This window comes from Curtobacterium sp. MCBD17_019 (assembly GCF_003234555.1).
GTDB lineage: Bacteria > Actinomycetota > Actinomycetes > Actinomycetales > Microbacteriaceae > Curtobacterium.
Genome location: NZ_QKTT01000003.1, coordinates 126,468 through 143,810, shown reverse-complemented (window position 1 = coordinate 143,810; position 17,343 = coordinate 126,468). Strand labels below are relative to the sequence as shown.

The 17,343-nt window shown below is 69.6% G+C and carries 17 protein-coding genes; 10 read left to right on the top strand and 7 right to left on the bottom strand.

The annotated features are described in order from the left end of the window. The 4 genes from DEI82_RS04245 (at position 1) to DEI82_RS04230 (ending at position 2,872) form a co-directional block, all read left to right on the top strand. Positions 1-1,218, top strand: a complete 1,218-nt coding sequence (locus DEI82_RS04245; RefSeq protein WP_111035893.1) for a phosphoglycerate kinase — start codon at positions 1-3, stop codon at positions 1,216-1,218. Beyond that, positions 1,215-1,994 carry a triose-phosphate isomerase gene (gene tpiA / locus DEI82_RS04240; protein ID WP_111009348.1) on the top strand — a complete coding sequence of 260 codons (780 nt, stop codon included), beginning with the start codon at positions 1,215-1,217 and terminating at the stop codon, positions 1,992-1,994. Before DEI82_RS04245 ends, tpiA begins: the two co-directional genes overlap by 4 nt. A gap of 256 nt (positions 1,995-2,250) precedes the next feature. Beyond that, complete coding sequence (secG, locus tag DEI82_RS04235; RefSeq protein WP_111009118.1) at positions 2,251-2,502, top strand: preprotein translocase subunit SecG; 252 nt, start codon at positions 2,251-2,253, stop codon at positions 2,500-2,502. Between the two features lie 4 nt (positions 2,503-2,506). Continuing rightward, complete coding sequence (locus DEI82_RS04230) at positions 2,507-2,872, top strand: RNA polymerase-binding protein RbpA (RefSeq protein WP_111009117.1); 366 nt, start codon at positions 2,507-2,509, stop codon at positions 2,870-2,872. A 201-nt stretch (positions 2,873-3,073) separates the two neighbouring features. Here DEI82_RS04230 and pgl read toward each other — a convergent pair whose 3' ends face one another. The 6 genes from pgl to tkt all read right to left on the bottom strand — a co-directional run bounded on the left by pgl (position 3,074) and on the right by tkt (position 10,452). Further along, a complete protein-coding gene (pgl, locus tag DEI82_RS04225) occupies positions 3,074-3,844 on the bottom strand; it encodes a 6-phosphogluconolactonase (RefSeq protein ID WP_111035892.1) in 771 nt (256 codons plus the stop codon). Positions 3,845-3,878: 34 nt separating this feature from the next. Then, on the bottom strand, positions 3,879-4,823 hold the full coding sequence (locus DEI82_RS04220) for a glucose-6-phosphate dehydrogenase assembly protein OpcA (RefSeq protein ID WP_111009115.1): 945 nt from the start codon (positions 4,821-4,823) through the stop codon (positions 3,879-3,881). After that, on the bottom strand, positions 4,820-6,361 hold the full coding sequence (gene zwf, locus DEI82_RS04215) for a glucose-6-phosphate dehydrogenase (RefSeq protein ID WP_111013393.1): 1,542 nt from the start codon (positions 6,359-6,361) through the stop codon (positions 4,820-4,822). The genes DEI82_RS04220 and zwf overlap by 4 nt, the downstream gene beginning before the upstream one ends. An 86-nt stretch (positions 6,362-6,447) precedes the next feature. Next, the gene (locus tag DEI82_RS15955; RefSeq protein ID WP_146242825.1) at positions 6,448-7,122 is read right to left on the bottom strand and encodes a hypothetical protein; all 675 of its coding nucleotides are present in this window, start codon (positions 7,120-7,122) and stop codon (positions 6,448-6,450) included. Continuing rightward, positions 7,119-8,231 (bottom strand): transaldolase, encoded by a 1,113-nt coding sequence (tal, locus tag DEI82_RS04205; protein ID WP_111035890.1) that lies wholly within the window; start codon positions 8,229-8,231, stop codon positions 7,119-7,121. Before tal ends, DEI82_RS15955 begins: the two co-directional genes overlap by 4 nt. Positions 8,232-8,358: 127 nt before the next feature. Next, positions 8,359-10,452, bottom strand: coding sequence for a transketolase (tkt, locus tag DEI82_RS04200; RefSeq protein ID WP_111013280.1), 2,094 nt, complete (start codon positions 10,450-10,452; stop codon positions 8,359-8,361). A 319-nt stretch (positions 10,453-10,771) separates the two neighbouring features. Between tkt and DEI82_RS04195 the strand changes: the two genes are divergently transcribed. After that, positions 10,772-11,707: a heme o synthase gene (locus DEI82_RS04195; RefSeq protein ID WP_111009111.1), complete on the top strand. Its 936-nt coding sequence runs from the start codon at positions 10,772-10,774 to the stop codon at positions 11,705-11,707. A gap of 234 nt (positions 11,708-11,941) precedes the next feature. On the opposite strand, the gene DEI82_RS04190 is transcribed toward DEI82_RS04195, so the two are convergent. Continuing rightward, on the bottom strand, positions 11,942-12,901 hold the full coding sequence (locus DEI82_RS04190) for a heme A synthase (protein WP_111035889.1): 960 nt from the start codon (positions 12,899-12,901) through the stop codon (positions 11,942-11,944). A gap of 303 nt (positions 12,902-13,204) precedes the next feature. Between DEI82_RS04190 and sufB the strand changes: the two genes are divergently transcribed. The 5 genes from sufB to DEI82_RS04165 are packed head-to-tail and all read left to right on the top strand — an operon-like array spanning position 13,205 to position 17,314. Beyond that, a complete protein-coding gene (gene sufB / locus DEI82_RS04185; protein WP_111009109.1) occupies positions 13,205-14,623 on the top strand; it encodes a Fe-S cluster assembly protein SufB in 1,419 nt (472 codons plus the stop codon). After that, complete coding sequence (gene sufD, locus DEI82_RS04180; protein ID WP_111025623.1) at positions 14,624-15,877, top strand: Fe-S cluster assembly protein SufD; 1,254 nt, start codon at positions 14,624-14,626, stop codon at positions 15,875-15,877. It begins immediately after the preceding gene. Beyond that, entirely contained in the window at positions 15,877-16,203 is a 327-nt protein-coding gene (locus DEI82_RS04175) for a non-heme iron oxygenase ferredoxin subunit (protein WP_111009107.1), read from the top strand. The genes sufD and DEI82_RS04175 overlap by 1 nt, the downstream gene beginning before the upstream one ends. A 17-nt stretch (positions 16,204-16,220) precedes the next feature. Continuing rightward, positions 16,221-16,985 (top strand): Fe-S cluster assembly ATPase SufC, encoded by a 765-nt coding sequence (gene sufC, locus DEI82_RS04170; RefSeq protein WP_111009106.1) that lies wholly within the window; start codon positions 16,221-16,223, stop codon positions 16,983-16,985. Further along, the gene (locus DEI82_RS04165) at positions 16,985-17,314 is read left to right on the top strand and encodes a metal-sulfur cluster assembly factor (RefSeq protein ID WP_111009105.1); all 330 of its coding nucleotides are present in this window, start codon (positions 16,985-16,987) and stop codon (positions 17,312-17,314) included. The genes sufC and DEI82_RS04165 overlap by 1 nt, the downstream gene beginning before the upstream one ends. The last annotated feature ends 29 nt before the right edge of the window (positions 17,315-17,343 follow it).

Below are 17,343 nucleotides of genomic sequence, written 5' to 3'. Positions count from 1 at the left end.
ATGGCACTCCGTACCCTCGAGGACCTCGGCGACCTGGCGGGCAAGCGCGTCGTCGTCCGGTGTGACCTGAACGTCCCGCTGGCCGACGGCACCATCACGGACGACGGCCGCGTGCGCGCGTCGCTCGGCACCCTGAATCGACTCATCGGAGTCGGCGCACGGGTCATCGTGATCTCGCACCTCGGGCGGCCCGACGGCGAACGCAAGGCAGAGTTCAGCCTCGCACCCGTCGCGCAGCGGCTCTCCGAACTGCTCGGCAAGCCGGTCGCCTTCTGCGACGAGACCGTCGGTGACGCCGCCACCGCAGCCGCCGAGGCCCTCGAGGACGGCGACGTCCTGGTACTGGAGAACCTCCGGTTCAACAGCGAGGAGACCGCGAAGGACGTCGGCGTGCGCGGCGACTTCGCGGACCGCATCGCCGCCATGGGCGAGGCGTTCGTCTCCGACGGATTCGGCGTCGTGCACCGCAAGCAGGCGAGCGTCTACGAGTTGGCGGGAGCGTTGCCGAGCGCGGCCGGACTCCTGATCGAACAGGAGCTCGGTGTCCTCGAGCGCCTGACCACCGAACCCGAGCGCCCATACACCGTGGTGCTCGGCGGCTCGAAGGTCAGCGACAAGCTCGGCGTGATCGCGCACCTGCTCCCGCGGGTGGACACCCTGTGCATCGGAGGCGGCATGCTGTTCACGTTCCTCGCGGCGCAGGGCCACGGTGTCGGGTCGTCGCTCCTCGAACGCGACCAGCTCGACACCGTGCGGGGCTACCTCGACGAGGCAGCGCAGCGCGGCGTCACCATCGACCTGCCCACCGACGTCGTGGTGGCGTCCGGATTCGCGGCCGACGCCGAGCACGAGGTCGTCGCGGCGGACGCGATCGAGTCCGCCCGCTTCGGCGCGGACGGCATCGGTCTCGACATCGGGCCGGAGACCGCGGCGCGGTTCGCCGACGCGGTCCGCGGCTCGCGGACGGTGTTCTGGAACGGCCCGATGGGCGTGTTCGAGTTCCCGGCGTTCGCCGCTGGGACCAAGACGGTCGCCCAGGCGCTCACCGAGGTCGAGGGCCTCGGGGTCGTCGGTGGCGGTGACTCCGCGGCCGCGGTCCGCTCACTCGGCTTCGACGACGACCAGTTCGGTCACATCTCGACCGGTGGCGGGGCGAGCCTCGAGTTCCTCGAGGGGAAGAGCCTGCCCGGCCTCGAAGCCCTCGGGTGGAGCGCATGACCCGCTCGCCGCTCATCGCGGGCAACTGGAAGATGAACCTGGACCACCTCCAGGCCATCGCCACGGTGCAGAAGCTCGCCTGGACGCTCAAGGACGCCCGACACGACCACGACGACGTCGAGGTCGCGGTGTTCCCGCCGTTCACGGACCTGCGGAGCGTGCAGACGCTCGTCTCCGCGGACAAGTTGCGCATCCGCTTCGGCGGACAGGACCTCTCACGGCACTCGTCCGGCGCGCACACGGGCGAGGTCAGCGGGGCGTTCCTCGCCGCCCTCGACGCGACGTACGTGATCGTCGGGCATTCGGAGCGGCGGACCGAACACGGGGAGACCGACGAGATCGTCGCGGAGAAGACGGCCGCGGCGCTCCGGCACGGCCTGGTTCCGGTCGTGTGCGTGGGTGAGACCGCCGAGGACCGGGAGTCCCACGGTGCCGGCAAGGTACCGGTCGAGCAGCTCGAGGTGGTGCTCCGCGCCGTGCCCGCCGCCGAGATCGTCGTGGCGTACGAGCCCGTGTGGGCCATCGGGTCCGGTCAGGCCGCGACGCCCGAGCAGGCGCAGGACGACTGCGCCGCGCTCCGTCGTGCGATCGCGACCGCATGGGGCGACGACATCGCGGCGAGCACTCGGGTGCTCTACGGCGGTTCCGTGAAGTCCGGCAACATCGCGGGGTTCATGCGGGAGCCCGACATCGACGGCGCCCTCGTCGGTGGCGCGAGCCTCGACGTCGCCGAGTTCGCGGCCATCTGCCGCTTCCGGCAGCACGTCGGCCTCTGACCACCGTCGGTGCGGGCCGCACGTCTCGGGCCGCACGTCTCGCCTCGGGCCGCACGTCTCGCCTCGGGCCGCACGTCTCGCCTCGGGCCGCACCTGGGTGCCTGACGCGCTCCTCCGCATGCCGTGACAGCCGGCCCGGCACCGCCCGGGAGGCTCGACTCCGGCCGGTACCGTGCCTCACGTTCCCGGTCCGGCGCGCTGTTCGGCGTGGCCGTGCCGTTATACTCGTACAGCTGACTGACACGAAAGGGTCCGCGTGGTCATCCTCCAGGTCGTCCTCCAGGTGCTGCTCGCCATCACGAGCCTCCTGCTGACGCTGCTCATCCTCCTGCACCGCGGTCGCGGCGGCGGTCTCTCCGACATGTTCGGCGGTGGCGTGACGAGCAATCTCGGAGCGTCCGGCGTCGCAGAGCGGAACCTCAACAGGATCACGGTGATCCTCGGGCTGGTGTGGATCGTCTGCATCATCGTGCTCGGTCTCATCAGCAAGTTCACGGCGGGGAGCTGAATACATGGCATCCGGAGGCAGTGCAATCCGAGGGTCACGCGTCGGCGCGGGCCCGATGGGGGAGCAGGACCGCGGCATCCAGGCGGACCGAGTGGCGATCTCGTACTGGGACGCGCTCGGCAACGAGACCGTGCGGTACTTCGCCGCGGGTCTGCCGGACGAGGAGATCCCCGAGGTCATCGACTCACCGTCGTCGGGTCTCCCGGCCGGGCGTGACAAGGACAACCCGCCCCTCGTGACCAAGACCGAGCCGTACAAGACGCACCTCGCGTACGTCAAGGAGCGTCGTACCGAAGAGGAAGCCGCGCAGCTCCTGGAGGAAGCGCTCCAGCAGCTCCGAGCTCGTCGCGGGACGCTCAAGTCGGAGTAGCCCGCGCCGTCGCCTGTCGACGAAGCCCCGGCTTCCATCGCGGGAGGCCGGGGCTTCGTCGTCCCGGCCGTCGCCGCGTCCGTCTCGCTCATGGGCGACCGTCCGGCGGCCTCGGGCGGAGCGCTTGGTGCTCGGGGAACGAGGACGGCCCCGGTGCTCCTCGAGGGAGCACCGGGGCCGTCGGACGACGCTGTGCGGACGTCAGTACGTCGACGCGATGAGGTTCTCCGGCACGTCGCGCGCGGCGTCCTGATCGATGAAGAACACGGTCCGCTTCCGACCCTGCACACCGCCGACCGGGACGTCCTCGACCGACGCGCCGGCCAGGGCGAGCCCCAGAACCGAAGCCTTCTCGGCGCCGGACAGGACCACCCAGACGCGCTGCGAAGCGTTGATCACCGGGTAGGTGAGGGTGAGCCGCTGCGGCGGCGGCTTGGGGGAGTCGTCCACGGGAACGACGCTGCGGTCGGTGATGGCCAGCTGCGGGAACTCCGGGAACAGCGACGCCGTGTGGCCGTCGGGCCCGACACCGAGGAGGGTGATGTCGAAGCTCGGCGCCATCGCGTCGGACGATGCCGAACCGGCCAGCTCCTCGGCGTACTTGGCCGCGGCCTCGTCGATCGTCAGGCCCTCATCGCTCGACGGCATAAGGTGGATGTTGTCGTCCGGGATGGACACGTGGGCGAAGAAGTCCGACTCCGTGCCGGTGTCGTTCCGGTCGGCGTCGCCCTTCGGGACCCACCGCTCGTCGACCCACCAGACGTGGACCTTCGACCAGTCGACGCTCTCGCGGGCGGGAGACTGCCCGATCGCTGCGAGGACCAGCGTCGACACCGAACCACCCGAGACGGCGATGGACGCCTGCCCCTGGTCGTCGATGACGTCGATGATCTTCGTGATGAAGCGAGCGGCGACCGACGCGCCGAGGGCCTGCTTGTCCGGGTGTACCAGCACCCGTCGTTCGTTGGTCACGTGACTCCGTTTCGATTGCGACTGACGCGGTCGATCAGCCGGCGACGGTGTCGCCGAGCTGGCGGACTCCGTGCTTGACGACGTCTCCGAAGAGCACGTCGGGGTCGAGTCTACGGAGTTCCTCCGCGAGACAGTCCCGGAGACTCCGGCGCGGCAGCGACAGGTCGTGGACCGGCTGTCCCGGCTGCGACAGCGTCGCGACGTCGACGAGTGACCGCTCGAGGACGATGTCCCCCGACTCGCGCGTCAACGTCACGCCGTGGATCCCGCTCGAACCCGTCGCCCGCGGCGAGGTCACCTGGGTGACGGGGACCTGGAGCTGCAGCTGCAGCCATCCGGCGAGCAGGTGGGTGGAGGGTGAATCGCTGGCGCCCGAGACCTCCACGGCGGTCACCGGCTCGTAGGGTGGCTGGTCGAGCACGGCAGCCAGCTGGTTCCGCCAGAGGGTCAACCGTGTCCACGCGAAGTCGGTGTCACCGGGCGTGTACGAGGCTCCGAGCGCCTCGATCGCGACCCGCGGGTCCGGCTGGTTGGCGGCGTCGGTGATCCGGCGCTGGGCGATCCGGCCGAGTGCGGAGTCCGCCGGGGTCTCCGGAGCGCGCTCCGGCCACCAGGCGACGACCGGCGCGTCGGGCAGCAGGAGCCCCGTGACGAGGCCTTCCTCGTCCGACGCGGTCTCGCCGTAGGCCCGGAGGACGATGACCTCGCTCGCACCGGCGTCGCTCCCGACTCGGATCTGCGCGTCGAGGCGCCCCGGGGACTTCCGGTCGCCCTCGTTCCGGGACACGATCACCACTCGCATCGGGTGCTCGCGAGAGGCCTCGTTGGCCGCCTCGATCGCTTCTTCCTCGTGACCGAGCGAGGTCGCGACGATGAGCGTGAGCACCCGTCCGAGTGCGACCGCGCCGCCCTCCTCACGGATGCGGATGAGGGACTTCTGGATCTTCGAGACCGTGGTGTTCGGCAGATCGATCTTCATGGACGCCTCCAACTCCGGCCGTCGCGGGCGAGCAGGGCATCGGCGGACGCCGGACCCCACGTGCCGGGACGGTACTGCTCGGGCTGACCCTGGGTCGCCCAGAACTCCTCGATCGGGTCGAGGATCTTCCAGGAGAGCTCGACCTCCTGGTGACGGGGGAACAGCGGCGGGTCGCCGAGGAGCACGTCGAGGATGAGCCGCTCGTACGCCTCGGGGCTCGCCTCGGTGAACGCGTGCCCGTAGCCGAAGTCCATGGTCACGTCGCGCACGTGCGTGCCGACGCCCGGGACCTTCGAACCGAACCGCAGCGTCACACCCTCGTCGGGCTGCACACGGATGACCAGTGCGTTCTGGCCGAGGGGCGAGCGCTCACCGATGCCGAAGATCTCCTCCGGTACCCGCTTGAACACGATCGCGATCTCGGTCACGCGTCGGCCGAGGCGCTTGCCGGCCCGCAGGTAGAACGGGACTCCGGCCCACCGGCGCGTCGCGATGCCGAGCTTGATCGCCGCGAAGGTCTCAGTGGTGGAATCCGGGTTCATCCCGGCCTCCTCGAGGAACCCGAGCACCTTCTCGCCACCCTGCCACCCGCCGGCGTACTGGCCGCGCGAGGTCGCCGTCGCGAGGTCGGCCGGCAGCCGCACCGCGGACAGGACCTTCTCCTTCTCGGCGCGGAGATCCCCCGCCTTGAACGAGACCGGCTCCTCCATCGCCGTGAGCGCGAGGAGCTGCAGCAGGTGGTTCTGGATGACGTCGCGCGCCGCACCGATGCCGTCGTAGTACGCAGCCCGACCCGCCACCCCGATGTCCTCGGCCATGGTGATCTGGACGTGGTCCACGTAGTTCGCGTTCCACAGCGGCTCGTACATCTGGTTGGCGAAGCGGAGCGTCAGGATGTTCTGGACGGTCTCCTTGCCGAGGTAGTGGTCGATCCGGAAGACGTCGTCCGGCGCGAACACGGTCTCGACGATCGCGTTGAGTTCCCGCGCCGTCGTGAGGTCCGAGCCGAACGGCTTCTCGATGACCACCCGGCTCCAGGCCTCGTCGGGCTTCTCGGTGAGGCCGGAGCGCTTGAGCTGCTCGGTGACCACCGGGAACGCCTTGGGCGGGATCGACAGGTAGAACGCGTGGTTGCCCATGGTCCCGCGCTCGGCGTCGAGTTCGTCGACGGTCTCCTTGAGCTGTCGGAACGCCTCCGGGTCGTCGAACGACCCCTGGACGAACCGGATGCCCTGCGCGAGCTGGTGCCAGACGGCCTCGTCGAACGGCGTCCGCGAGTAGTCCCGCACGGCGTCGTGGACGACCTGCGAGAAGTCCTGGTCCTCCCAGTCGCGCCGGGCGAACCCGACCAACGCGAAGCCGGGCGGGAGCAGCCCGCGGTTCGCGAGGTCGTAGACCGCGGGCATCAGCTTCTTGCGGGAGAGGTCCCCCGTGACTCCGAAGATGATGAGGGCGCTGGGGCCCGCGATCCGGTTCAGGCGTCGGTCGGACGGCAGTCGGAGCGGATTGTGCTCCGGAGTGATGGCCACCGGTGACATGTGTCGGTGAGCTCCTTCGATGTTCTGGGGACGCAGGGCCGCGGCGATGATGGGTGCCGCGACGTCGACGTCGGAGACGGTCAGCGTCAGGACCGGGCGACCCCGTGCCGCGAGCACGCTCGCGTCACGGGCTGCCTGGACCTGGACGAGCTGACCGAAGGTGGACGGACGGTCCGGGATCGCGACGCCCGGTTCCACGAAGTCCGGGGCTTCCGGCTCCGGGTGCCGTCCGGGACGATCTCGGTCGCGTCCCGGAGGGGATCGGTGCCCGCGAGCACGGCACTCGAGTACTGCCCGCCCACCTCATACTGCCCGCCCACCTCGGGGTCGGCGGTGGAGACGCGGTCGACAGCCCCTCGTGGGGTCCGCTCGGGCCGCGATCCGTGCTCGAGCGCCGCGCCGACAGCCGATCGCCCCGGTGCGGGATCGGCGGCCTCGAGGACGACGAGCTCGATGTCGTTCGTCCGTTCGATGATCTCGGGCGCGAGCGACGAACCGCTCATGCCCTCGAGGACGACGTGGTCGACGCCCTCGTCCTGCAGTTCCGACCTCAGTGCCGCGACCTGCTCCACGAGCGGGCGCGACGCCGAGACCGCCTCGACCCAGCCGCGGCGCCGTGACGCCTCGGACTCGGCCTCCGGGCCCCACAGCGGTCCGACCTCGACCGTGATGCCCGAGGCCACCTGATCGGTGACGACTCGGGACACCACGGTCTCGATCGCAGTCGCTGCGTCGCCCGAAGCGGCGATGGAAACCGTCACTTCGCCCCTTCGAGGGCGGTCTTCACGGTGTCGACGAGCTCCCCCCAGGAGACGTCGAACTTGTCCACGCCCTCCTTCTCGAGGAGCGCCACGACGTCGTCGTAGTCGATGCCGACCGCCGCGAGCTGGTCCATCACCTGGTTGGCCGCGTCGTAGGAGCCCGTGATGGTGTCACCGCGGACCTCGGCGTGGTCGAACGTGGCCTCGAGGGTCTTGCCCGGCATCGTGTTGACGGTCTGGGGTGCGACGAGCTCGACGACGTAGAGCGTGTCGGGGAGCGACGGGTCCTTGACACCGGTCGAGGCCCAGAGCGGACGCTGCGGGTTCGCGCCGGCCTCGAGCAGGCCCTTGGCGCGCTCGGAAGCGAACGCCTGCTCGAACACCTGGTACGCGAGCTGCGCGTTGGCGATGCCGGCCTTGCTCTTGAGCGCCTTCGCCTCGTCCGAGCCGATCGCGTCGAGGCGCTTGTCGATCTCGGTGTCGACGCGCGACACGAAGAAGGACGCCACCGAGTGGATCTTCGAGAGGTCGTGGCCGGCGGCCTTCGCCTTCTCGAGCCCACCGAGGTAGGCGTCGATGACGGCGCGGTAGCGCTCGAGGCTGAAGATGAGGGTCACGTTGACGCTGATACCGGCACCGATGACCTCGGTGATGGCCTCGAGGCCCTCGATCGTCGCCGGGATCTTGATGAGGACGTTCTCCTTGCCGACCTTCTCGTGCAGGAACTTCGCCTCCTTGATGGTCTCGGCCGCGTCGTGCGCGTAACCGGGCTCGACCTCGATGGACACGCGGCCGTCGAAGCCGTTCGACGACTCGTAGAGCGACCGGAACTTGTCGCTGGCGTCGGCGACGTCGCGCGTCGTGATCTCGAAGATCGCGTCGACGACCGAGGTGCCCGCCGCGGCGAGCTCCTTGACCTGGTCGTCGTACCGCTCGCCCTTGGCGAGGGCCGACGCGAAGATCGTCGGGTTCGTCGTCACACCGACGACGTTCCGGTCGGCGATGAGCTTGTCGAGTCGTCCGGTCTGGAGCAGCTCGCGCGACAGGTCGTCGAGCCAGATGCTCACGCCCGCAGCGGAGAGCGCGGCGGTGGGGGTGGTGTCAGTCATTTCTCGCTTCATCTCTTTCGTCATCGACCCGTTCCCCGGCGAGCTGCCCGGGCGGGTCCGGTCTGGTGGTGTCGTCGTCCGACGAGGAAGGGGCCGGGTCCGGTGAACCGGACCCGGCCCTCCTGGCTCAGGACGCCGCGATGGTCTCCTTCGCGGCGGCGACCACGGCCTCTGCCGTGAGACCGAACTCCTTGTAGAGCGTCTGGTAGTCCGCCGAGGCGCCGAAGTGCTCGATCGACACGCTGCGGCCCTTGTCGCCGACGATGTCGCGCCAGCTCATCGCGATGCCCGCCTCGACCGAGACGCGCGCGGTGATCGCCGAGGGGAGCACGCTCTCGCGGTACTCCTCCGGCTGGGCCATGAACCACTCGAGGCTCGGGGCGGACACGACGCGCGCGTTCACGCCCTCGGTCTTGAGCTGCTCGCGAGCCGCGACCGCGATCTGGACCTCGGAACCGGTCGCGATGAGGATCACGTCCGGCGTCCCGTTCGGCGCCTCGGCGAGCACGTACGCGCCCTTGGCGACGTTCTTCGCCGAGGCGAAGGTGTCGCCGGTGGCGTCGCCGTCACCGCGCTCGAAGACCGGGAGGTTCTGTCGGCTCAGCGCGATGCCGGCCGGGCCCTCGCGACGCGACAGCATCGCGAGCCAGGCGTACGCGACCTCGTTGGCGTCGGCCGGTCGCACGACGTCGAGCCCCGGGATCGCGCGGAGCGCGGTGAGCTGCTCGATCGGCTGGTGGGTCGGGCCGTCCTCACCGAGGGCCACGGAGTCGTGCGTCCACACGTAGATGGCCGGCGCCTTCATGAGGGCTGCGAGGCGGACCGCCGGGCGCATGTAGTCGCTGAAGATGAGGAAGGTGCCGCCGAAGGGGCGGGTGTTCCCGTGCAGCACGATGCCGGAGAGGATCGAGCCCATGGCGTGCTCGCGAATGCCGAAGTGCAGGACACGACCGTACGGGTCGCCCTTCCACATCTTGGTCGAGAACTTCGTCGGGACGAACGACTTGGCTTCCTCGATCGTGGTGTTGTTCGACTCGGCGAGGTCGGCCGAGCCACCCCAGAACTCGGGCATGAGCGGGGCGATCGCGTTGATCACCTTGCCGGAGGCCGCACGCGTCGAGACGTCCTTGCCCGGCTCGAACACCGGGAGCGCCTGCTCGAGGCCCTCGGGCAGCTCCTGCGCCTGGACCCGGTCGAACAGCGCCTTCTTCTCGGCGTTCGCCGCGGCCCAGGCGTCGAACGCCTGCTGCCACTCGGCGTGCTCGGCCTGGCCACGCTCGACCGCGCCGCGGGTGTGCTCGAGCACCTCGGGAGCGACGTCGAACGTCTTCTCCGGATCGAATCCGAGGACCTCCTTGAGGCCCGCGAGCTCGTCCGCGCCGAGGGCCGAACCGTGGATCTTGCCCGTGTTCTGCTTCTTCGGCGAGGGCCATCCGATGATCGTCTTGAGGACGATGAGCGACGGCTTGACGGTCTCGGCCTTGGCGGCCTCGACTGCGGCGTACAGCGCCTCGACGTCCTCGGAGTACTCGCCGGTCTTCTTCCAGTCGACGTGCTGGACGTGCCAACCGAGCGCCTCGTACCGCGCCGCGACGTCCTCGGTGAAGGCGATGTCGGTGTCGTCCTCGATCGAGATCTGGTTGGAGTCGTAGAAGACGATGAGGTTGCCGAGCTCCTGGTGGCCGGCGAGCGAGGCGGCCTCGTTCGTCACGCCCTCCTGGTTGTCGCCGTCACCGCTGATGACGTAGGTGAAGTGGTCGAACGGGCTCTGACCGGGTGCGGTGTCGGGGTCGAACAGGCCCCGCTCGAAGCGCTGCGCGTAGGCGAAGCCGACCGCCGAGGCGAGACCCTGGCCGAGGGGACCGGTGGTGATCTCGACGCCGTCGGTGTGGCCGTACTCCGGGTGACCCGGGGTCTTCGAGCCCCACTTGCGGAGGTGCTCGAGGTCCTCGAGCTCGAGGCCGTACCCACCGAGGTAGAACTGCACGTACTGGAGGATCGAGGCGTGTCCGGCCGACAGGATGAAGCGGTCGCGGCCGATCCAGGTGCTGTCACTCGGGTCGCGCCGCATCACCTTCTGGAAGAGCAGGTAGGCGAGCGGGGCGAGGCTCATCGCGGTGCCGGGGTGGCCGTTGCCCGCCTTCTCGACGGCGTCGGCGGCGAGCACGCGGGCCGTGTCGACGGCCTTCTTGTCGATGGAATCCCATGTGAATTCAGCCACTGGTGGATTGACCCTTCTTGATGCGACATGTGCGAGGGCTCGTGCTCCCGCACGGACATGACGCCCACCCGGGTCCCGTGGTCGTCGGGTGGTCCGGCGGCCCTGAGTGCGCTGGTGCGCACGACGTCGGGCACACTGCGGGCAGGCGTCTCCCAGCATAGTGAAGACGCACTCAGTCGGCGTTCAGCCGTCGGCGGAGCCGGTGCAACGCGAGCGTGCCCGCGGGGACCATCGCGAGCGTGCCCGCGGGGACCATCACGTAAAGTGGGAGGCGGCCCGGTCTCCGACGCGGGTGCCCACTCCCCGAGACAGAGGTTCCATGCCGACAGCCGTCGTGACCCGGCCCGAGATCGTCCAACCGACACTCGTCCGCAAACTGCGCGCCTACGTCGCCCTGACCAAGCCGCGCGTGATGGAGCTGTTGCTCGTCACCACCGCGCCGACGATGTTCCTGGCGGCTCGCGGTGTGCCGGACCTCTGGCTGGTCCTGTGGACGCTCATCGGGGGCGCGATGTCCGCCGGCGGCGCCTCGGCGTTCAACTGCTACATCGACCGCGACATCGACAGGGTCATGAAGCGCACGAGCGACCGTCCGCTCGTCACCGGTGCGGTCTCGGACCGCGAGGCCCTCGTCTTCTCGTGGGCGCTCTCGATCGCGTCGACGCTCGAGCTCGGGCTCCTGGTGAACTGGCTCGCGGCGGCGCTCAGCGTCGGGGCGATCCTGCTGTACGTCGTGTTCTACACGCTCTGGCTCAAGCGTCGGACGCCGCAGAACATCGTCTGGGGCGGCGTCGCGGGCTGCATGCCGGTGCTCATCGGCTGGGCAGCGGTGACGGACTCGCTCAGCTGGGCACCGGTCATCCTGTTCGGCGTCATCTTCCTCTGGACGCCGCCGCACTACTGGCCGCTCTCGATGAAGTACCGCGACGACTACGCCGCGGCGCGCGTGCCGATGCTCGCGGTCGTCCGCGGGCGCACGGTCGTTGGGCTGCAGGTCGTGCTCTACGCCTGGGCGACCGTCGTCTGTTCGGTGATGCTCGTGCCCGTGGCGCACATGGGCGTCCTGTACACGGTCGTCGCCCTCGCGGCCGGCGCGTGGTTCGTCGTCGAGTCCCACCAGCTGTACGGCCGGGCGATCCAGCACGTCGAGCAGGTGCACCCGATGCGCGTGTTCCGGAGTTCGATCATCTACCTGACGCTCCTGTTCCTGGCGGTGGGCATCGATCCGCTCCTGCAGAACGCCCTGACGCGGTAGCGGTCCGGGCGACGCGGGGCGCGGTCGCGCCCGACGCCGCCGGTGCATCCGGGAGGACCGCCACCGGCTGGCAGCCCCCGTCCCGCCGCGCGTGGCGCAGCCGACGGGAGGCGCGGGACCGGCTGGCAGTGCGCCTCCAGTCCGGCGTGGCGGCCGGGAGGCGGGTCGTCCGCTGGCACCGCTCAGCTGCCAGCGGGCCTCCGGGCCGGGGCGCAGCGCAGCCGGTGCCCGCGCTCAGGACCGGACGGCGTCCCGGCCAGCGCTCGGGTGCGAGGACAGCGACACCGCGGTGGTGGCACCGACGAGCAACCCGGCCAGGACCATGTGGGTCCCGACGAGACCGACGGGGAGCGCGCTGCGGGCCTGCGTGATGCCGACGGCGATCTGCACGAACTCGACGACGAGCAGGAGCAGCACCCAGCGGCTCGAGATGCGGAGTCGCACCGCGGCGACGAGCAGGACCAGCGTCAACGCGAAGACCGCGAAGGCGGGGACCGCGTGGAGGTCCTCGATGACCGCCGGGTCGAAGCCCGTCCGGACGAGCTTGCCGCCCTGCACCGACTCGCCCGCGCCGGCGTGCGGCCCCGATCCCGTCGTGAGGATCCCGAGCAGGACCGTCACCGCGACGGCGCCCATGAGGGCCTCCACGACCGTCCGGTACCAGCCGGGGACGAGTGTGCCGGGGCGCCGCGGACCGTTGAGGGAGCGGTAGACGAGGCGGGCCGTGATGGACACGAGCGCGGTCGAGATGACGAAGTGCAGACCGACGACGTACGGGTTGAGGTTCGTCAGCACGCTGATGCCGCCGACCACGGCCTGGAGGGGGATGCTCGCGCCCTGGGCGAACGCGAGCCAGAAGAGCTCGGGCCGCGTGCGTCGGAGTCGCACGACGGCGAGGAACATGGCGATCGCGATCACGACGAGCACGAACGTCAGGAGCCGGTTGCCGAACTCGATGACCCCGTGGAGGCCCATCTCGGGTGTCGTGACGAAGGAGCCGCTCGTGCACTCGGGCCACGTCGGGCAGCCGAGTCCGGACGCGGTGAGGCGGACGAGCCCGCCCGTGCCGATGAGCACGACCTCGATCACGAACGACGCCCAGGCCAGGACGACGACCCGTGCGTCGACCGTGCGGGGGAGCCCCCACCACCGGGTCGGCGTGGATCGGTCGATCGGGGTCCCGACGCGTGTCACGGAGTGGGTGCCTTCCTGTTGTTCCGGGGGTCGAACCTGTACACTCAGCGGGTTCGGCACGACGGCCCCGCGGGTCGGCCCGCAGGGGCCGGCGGACGGGGACGGAGCAGTCAAGTGTATTCAGCGGAGCGCTGGAAGTTGACTCCGGGCTTCGAAACCGCCGCACATCGTCGCTGATGGCCGGAGCCGGTGCGACCATCGTCAGACGGCCGGTACCGCGGACGGCGTCCGAGGAATGGTGCCGGAGACCCCGGCGTTGTCGTCCAACGGACCGAACGGCCCGAAGAGAGATAGAGGGAGACCATGTCCGACGTGCTCATCGACCGTCCCGAGCTCGAAGGGCTCGGCCAGTACGAGTTCGGCTGGGCCGACCCCGACGCCGCTGGCGCCTCCGCCCGCCGTGGTCTCTCCGAAGAGGTGGTCACCGACATCTCCCGGCTCAAGTCCGAGCCCGAGTGGATGCTCAAGAACCGGCTCAAGGGCCTGCAGCTCTTCGGCCGCAAGCCGATGCCGACGTGGGGCGCGGACCTCACCGGGATCGACTTCGACAACATCAAGTACTTCGTGCGCTCGACCGAGAAGCAGGCGCAGTCGTGGGAGGACCTCCCCGAGGACATCCGCAACACGTACGAGCGCCTGGGCATCCCCGAGGCCGAGCGGCAGCGTCTCGTGGCGGGCGTCGCGGCCCAGTACGAGTCCGAGGTCGTCTACCACCAGATCCGCGAGGACCTCGAGGCCCAGGGCGTGATCTTCATGGACACGGACACGGCGCTCCGCGAACACCCCGAGTTCTTCGAGGAGTACTTCGGCACCGTGATCCCGGCCGGGGACAACAAGTTCGCGGCGCTGAACACCGCTGTCTGGTCGGGCGGTTCGTTCGTCTACGTCCCGAAGGGCGTCCACGTCGAGATCCCGCTGCAGGCGTACTTCCGGATCAACACCGAGAACATGGGCCAGTTCGAGCGGACCCTGATCATCGCGGACGAGGACTCGTACGTGCACTACATCGAGGGCTGCACGGCCCCGATCTACAAGTCGGACTCGCTGCACTCGGCGGTCGTCGAGATCATCGTCAAGAAGAACGCGCGCGTGCGCTACACGACGATCCAGAACTGGTCGAGCAACGTCTACAACCTCGTCACGAAGCGTGCGATCGCCCACGAGGGCGCGACGATGGAGTGGATCGACGGGAACATCGGCTCGAAGGTCACGATGAAGTACCCGTCGATCTACCTGGCCGGTGAACACGCCAAGGGCGAGACGCTCTCGGTCGCGTTCGCGGGTCCGGGTCAGCACCAGGACGCCGGCGCGAAGATGATCCACATGGCGCCGTACACCACGTCGTCGATCGTCTCGAAGTCGATCGCCCGCGGTGGGGGCCGCGCGGGCTACCGCGGTGAGGTCCGGGTCGATCCGGACGCCCATCACGCCGCCAACACGGTCCGCTGCGACGCGCTGCTCGTGGACACGGTGTCGCGGTCGGACACGTACCCGGCGATCGACATCCGGGTGGACGACGTCCAGCTCGGTCACGAGGCCACGGTGTCGCGCGTCAGCGAGGAGCAGCTGTTCTACCTCATGTCGCGGGGCCTGCCCGAGGACGAGGCGATGGCGATGATCGTCCGTGGCTTCATCGAACCGATCGCCCGGGAACTCCCGATGGAGTACGCGCTCGAACTCAACAAGCTCATCGAGATGAGCATGGAAGGATCCGTCGGCTAGATGTCCGCCACCAGCCCCCAGCCCCAGACCGACGTGCAGCCGCGCATCGACCAGCCGGTCGAGCCTGCGGGCGGGACCGAACAACACGGAGCGCGAGCCCACTCCGACGGCGGGTGGGACACGCGCGTCCCGGTGCAGACGCGGTCCGAGCGGTTCGCGTCGGCAGACGTCGACGCGTTCCCGGCGGTCACCGGTCGCGAGGTCAACTGGAAGTTCGCACCCCTCGCGAAGATCCGGCCCCTCCTCGACGGTGATCTCGACGGTGCGGCGTACCCCTTCCTCGCCCGCGAGTCGGGCGGGACACACATCGACTGGGTCCGGAGCGACGACGAGCGGGTCGGCAGCGCGGGTCTCCCGGAGGACCGGGCGTCCGCGGCGGCGTGGAGTGCACGCGACGCGGTGCTCGCGATCACGGTGCGCGGCGACGAGCCGGGCCACGTCACGATCACGCGGTCGGCGATGGGCCCGGAGCCCCGCGCGGCCCACACGGTGATCACCGCCGAGGCCAACAGCACGGGCATCGTCATCGTGAACAGCACGGGATCGGCGCTCCTCAGCGAGAACGTCGAGATCGTGGTCGAGGACGGCGCGCGGCTCACCGTCGTCGCCGTGCAGGACTGGGACGACGACGCCGTCCACGTCGGGACCCACTTCGCCCAGGTCGGGCGCGACGCCTTCCTCAAGCACGTGGTCGTCTCGCTCGGCGGGGACGTGGTCCGGATCAACCCGTCGACGCGCCTCGGTGCGCAGGGCGGCGACACCGAGATGTACGGCGTCTACTTCGCCGACGCCGGGCAGTACATCGAGCAGCAGGTGTACGTGAACCACGACGCCCCGAACACCCGGAGCCGCGTCAACTACAAGGGCGCGTTGCAGGGCGAGGGCGCGCACACCGTCTGGATCGGCGACGTGCTCATCGGGCGTCCCGCCGCGGGCACCGACAGCTACGAGCAGAACCGCAACCTCGTGCTCTCCGAGGGCACGCGGGCCGACAGCATCCCGAACCTCGAGATCGAGACCGGCGACATCCAGGGCGCCGGGCACGCGAGCGCCACGGGACGCTTCGACGACGAGCACCTGTTCTACCTGCAGTCCCGCGGGATCACCGAGGACGAGGCCCGCCGCCTCGTCGTGCTCGGGTTCCTCGTCGACGTCGTGCAGAAGATCGGGGACCCCGACCTGGAGGAACGCCTCGTCCGCGCCATCGAGCAGGAGCTCGCCGGCGGCCGCACGGAGCACGGGGACCTCGCCTGATGGCCACGAAGGTCTGCTCCGAGTCGGAGATCGCGGTCGACAGCCCGATGCGGGTCGTCGTCGACGGCGCTCCCGTCGCCGTGGTCAAGGACTCGGCGGGCACCGTGCACGCCATCGGTGACACCTGCACGCACGGCGACATCTCGCTGTCCGAGGGCTTCGTCGAGGACGGCGCGCTCGAGTGCTGGGCCCATGGCTCGAAGTTCGAGCTCACCAGCGGCAAGCCCCTCAACTTCCCGGCGTACGAACCGGTGCCCGTCTACCGGGTCTCGATCATCGACGGCGACGTGTACGTCGACACGTCCGACGTCCGCGCCGACAACTGACCACCGAAGGAACACGCATGTCCACTCTCGAAATCCGCGGTCTCCAGGTCTCGATCGACACCGATCAGGGCAAGAAGGAGATCCTCAAGGGCGTCGACCTCACCATCAACGAGGGCGAGATCCACGCGATCATGGGTCCGAACGGATCCGGCAAGTCGACGCTCGCCTACACGATCGCCGGCCACCCCCGCTACAACGTCGACGGAGGCTCGATCCTCCTCGACGGGCAGGAGGTCCTCGAGATGAGCGTGGACGAGCGCGCCCGCGCCGGGCTGTTCCTCGCCATGCAGTACCCCGTCGAGATCCCCGGTGTCACGGTGTCGAACTTCCTGCGCACCGCGAAGACGGCGATCGACGGTGAGGCTCCGGCGCTCCGCGGCTGGGTGTCCGACCTCCGTCGCTCCATGGCGGACCTCAAGATGGACAGCGCCTTCGCCGAGCGCAACGTGAACGAGGGCTTCTCGGGCGGGGAGAAGAAGCGCCACGAGATCATGCAGCTCGAGCTCCTCAAGCCGAAGTTCGCCGTGCTCGACGAGACCGACTCCGGCCTCGACGTCGACGCGCTGAAGATCGTCTCGGAGGGCGTCAACCGCGCGAAGGCCGCGACTGACATGGGCGTCCTGCTCATCACGCACTACACGCGCATCCTCCGCTACATCAAGCCCGACTTCGTGCACGTGTTCGTCGCGGGCAGGGTGGCTGAGCAGGGCGGGCCGGAGCTCGCTGAGCGCCTCGAGAACGAGGGCTACGACCGCTACGTCGCCGCCGCCGCGAGGGCCTGATGATCACCACACTGTCACCACAGAAGTTCGACGAGGTCGCCGAGGCGCTCAAGGAGGTCTCGGACCCGGAGCTCGGCGTCAACGTCGTCGACCTCGGTCTCGTCTACGACCTCGCGTGGGACGACGACGCGAACGCCCTCATCATCAGCATGACGCTCACGAGCGCCGGGTGCCCGCTCACCGACGTCATCGAGAACGACACCGCGAACGCGCTCGACGGCATCGTCGACGCCTTCCGCATCAACTGGGTCTGGATGCCGCCGTGGGGGCCGGAGCGCATCACCGACGACGGTCGCGAGATGATGCGGGCGCTCGGCTTCGCCATCTGACGCCAGCCGACATACGAACGGACGGGAGG

What these genes read in the sequence shown, in the direction of transcription:
- DEI82_RS04245 (WP_111035893.1), top strand. Translation starts at nt 1, where the DNA reads ATGGCACTCCGTACCCTCGAGGACCTCGGCGACCTGGCGGGCAAGCGC.
- tpiA (WP_111009348.1), top strand. Translation starts at nt 1,215, where the DNA reads ATGACCCGCTCGCCGCTCATCGCGGGCAACTGGAAGATGAACCTGGAC.
- DEI82_RS04230 (WP_111009117.1), top strand. Translation starts at nt 2,507, where the DNA reads ATGGCATCCGGAGGCAGTGCAATCCGAGGGTCACGCGTCGGCGCGGGC.
- DEI82_RS04220 (WP_111009115.1), bottom strand. Translation starts at nt 4,823, where the DNA reads ATGAAGATCGATCTGCCGAACACCACGGTCTCGAAGATCCAGAAGTCC.
- zwf (WP_111013393.1), bottom strand. Translation starts at nt 6,361, where the DNA reads ATGTCACCGGTGGCCATCACTCCGGAGCACAATCCGCTCCGACTGCCG.
- tal (WP_111035890.1), bottom strand. Translation starts at nt 8,231, where the DNA reads ATGACTGACACCACCCCCACCGCCGCGCTCTCCGCTGCGGGCGTGAGC.
- DEI82_RS04195 (WP_111009111.1), top strand. Translation starts at nt 10,772, where the DNA reads ATGCCGACAGCCGTCGTGACCCGGCCCGAGATCGTCCAACCGACACTC.
- sufB (WP_111009109.1), top strand. Translation starts at nt 13,205, where the DNA reads ATGTCCGACGTGCTCATCGACCGTCCCGAGCTCGAAGGGCTCGGCCAG.
- sufD (WP_111025623.1), top strand. Translation starts at nt 14,624, where the DNA reads ATGTCCGCCACCAGCCCCCAGCCCCAGACCGACGTGCAGCCGCGCATC.
- DEI82_RS04175 (WP_111009107.1), top strand. Translation starts at nt 15,877, where the DNA reads ATGGCCACGAAGGTCTGCTCCGAGTCGGAGATCGCGGTCGACAGCCCG.
- sufC (WP_111009106.1), top strand. Translation starts at nt 16,221, where the DNA reads ATGTCCACTCTCGAAATCCGCGGTCTCCAGGTCTCGATCGACACCGAT.
- DEI82_RS04165 (WP_111009105.1), top strand. Translation starts at nt 16,985, where the DNA reads ATGATCACCACACTGTCACCACAGAAGTTCGACGAGGTCGCCGAGGCG.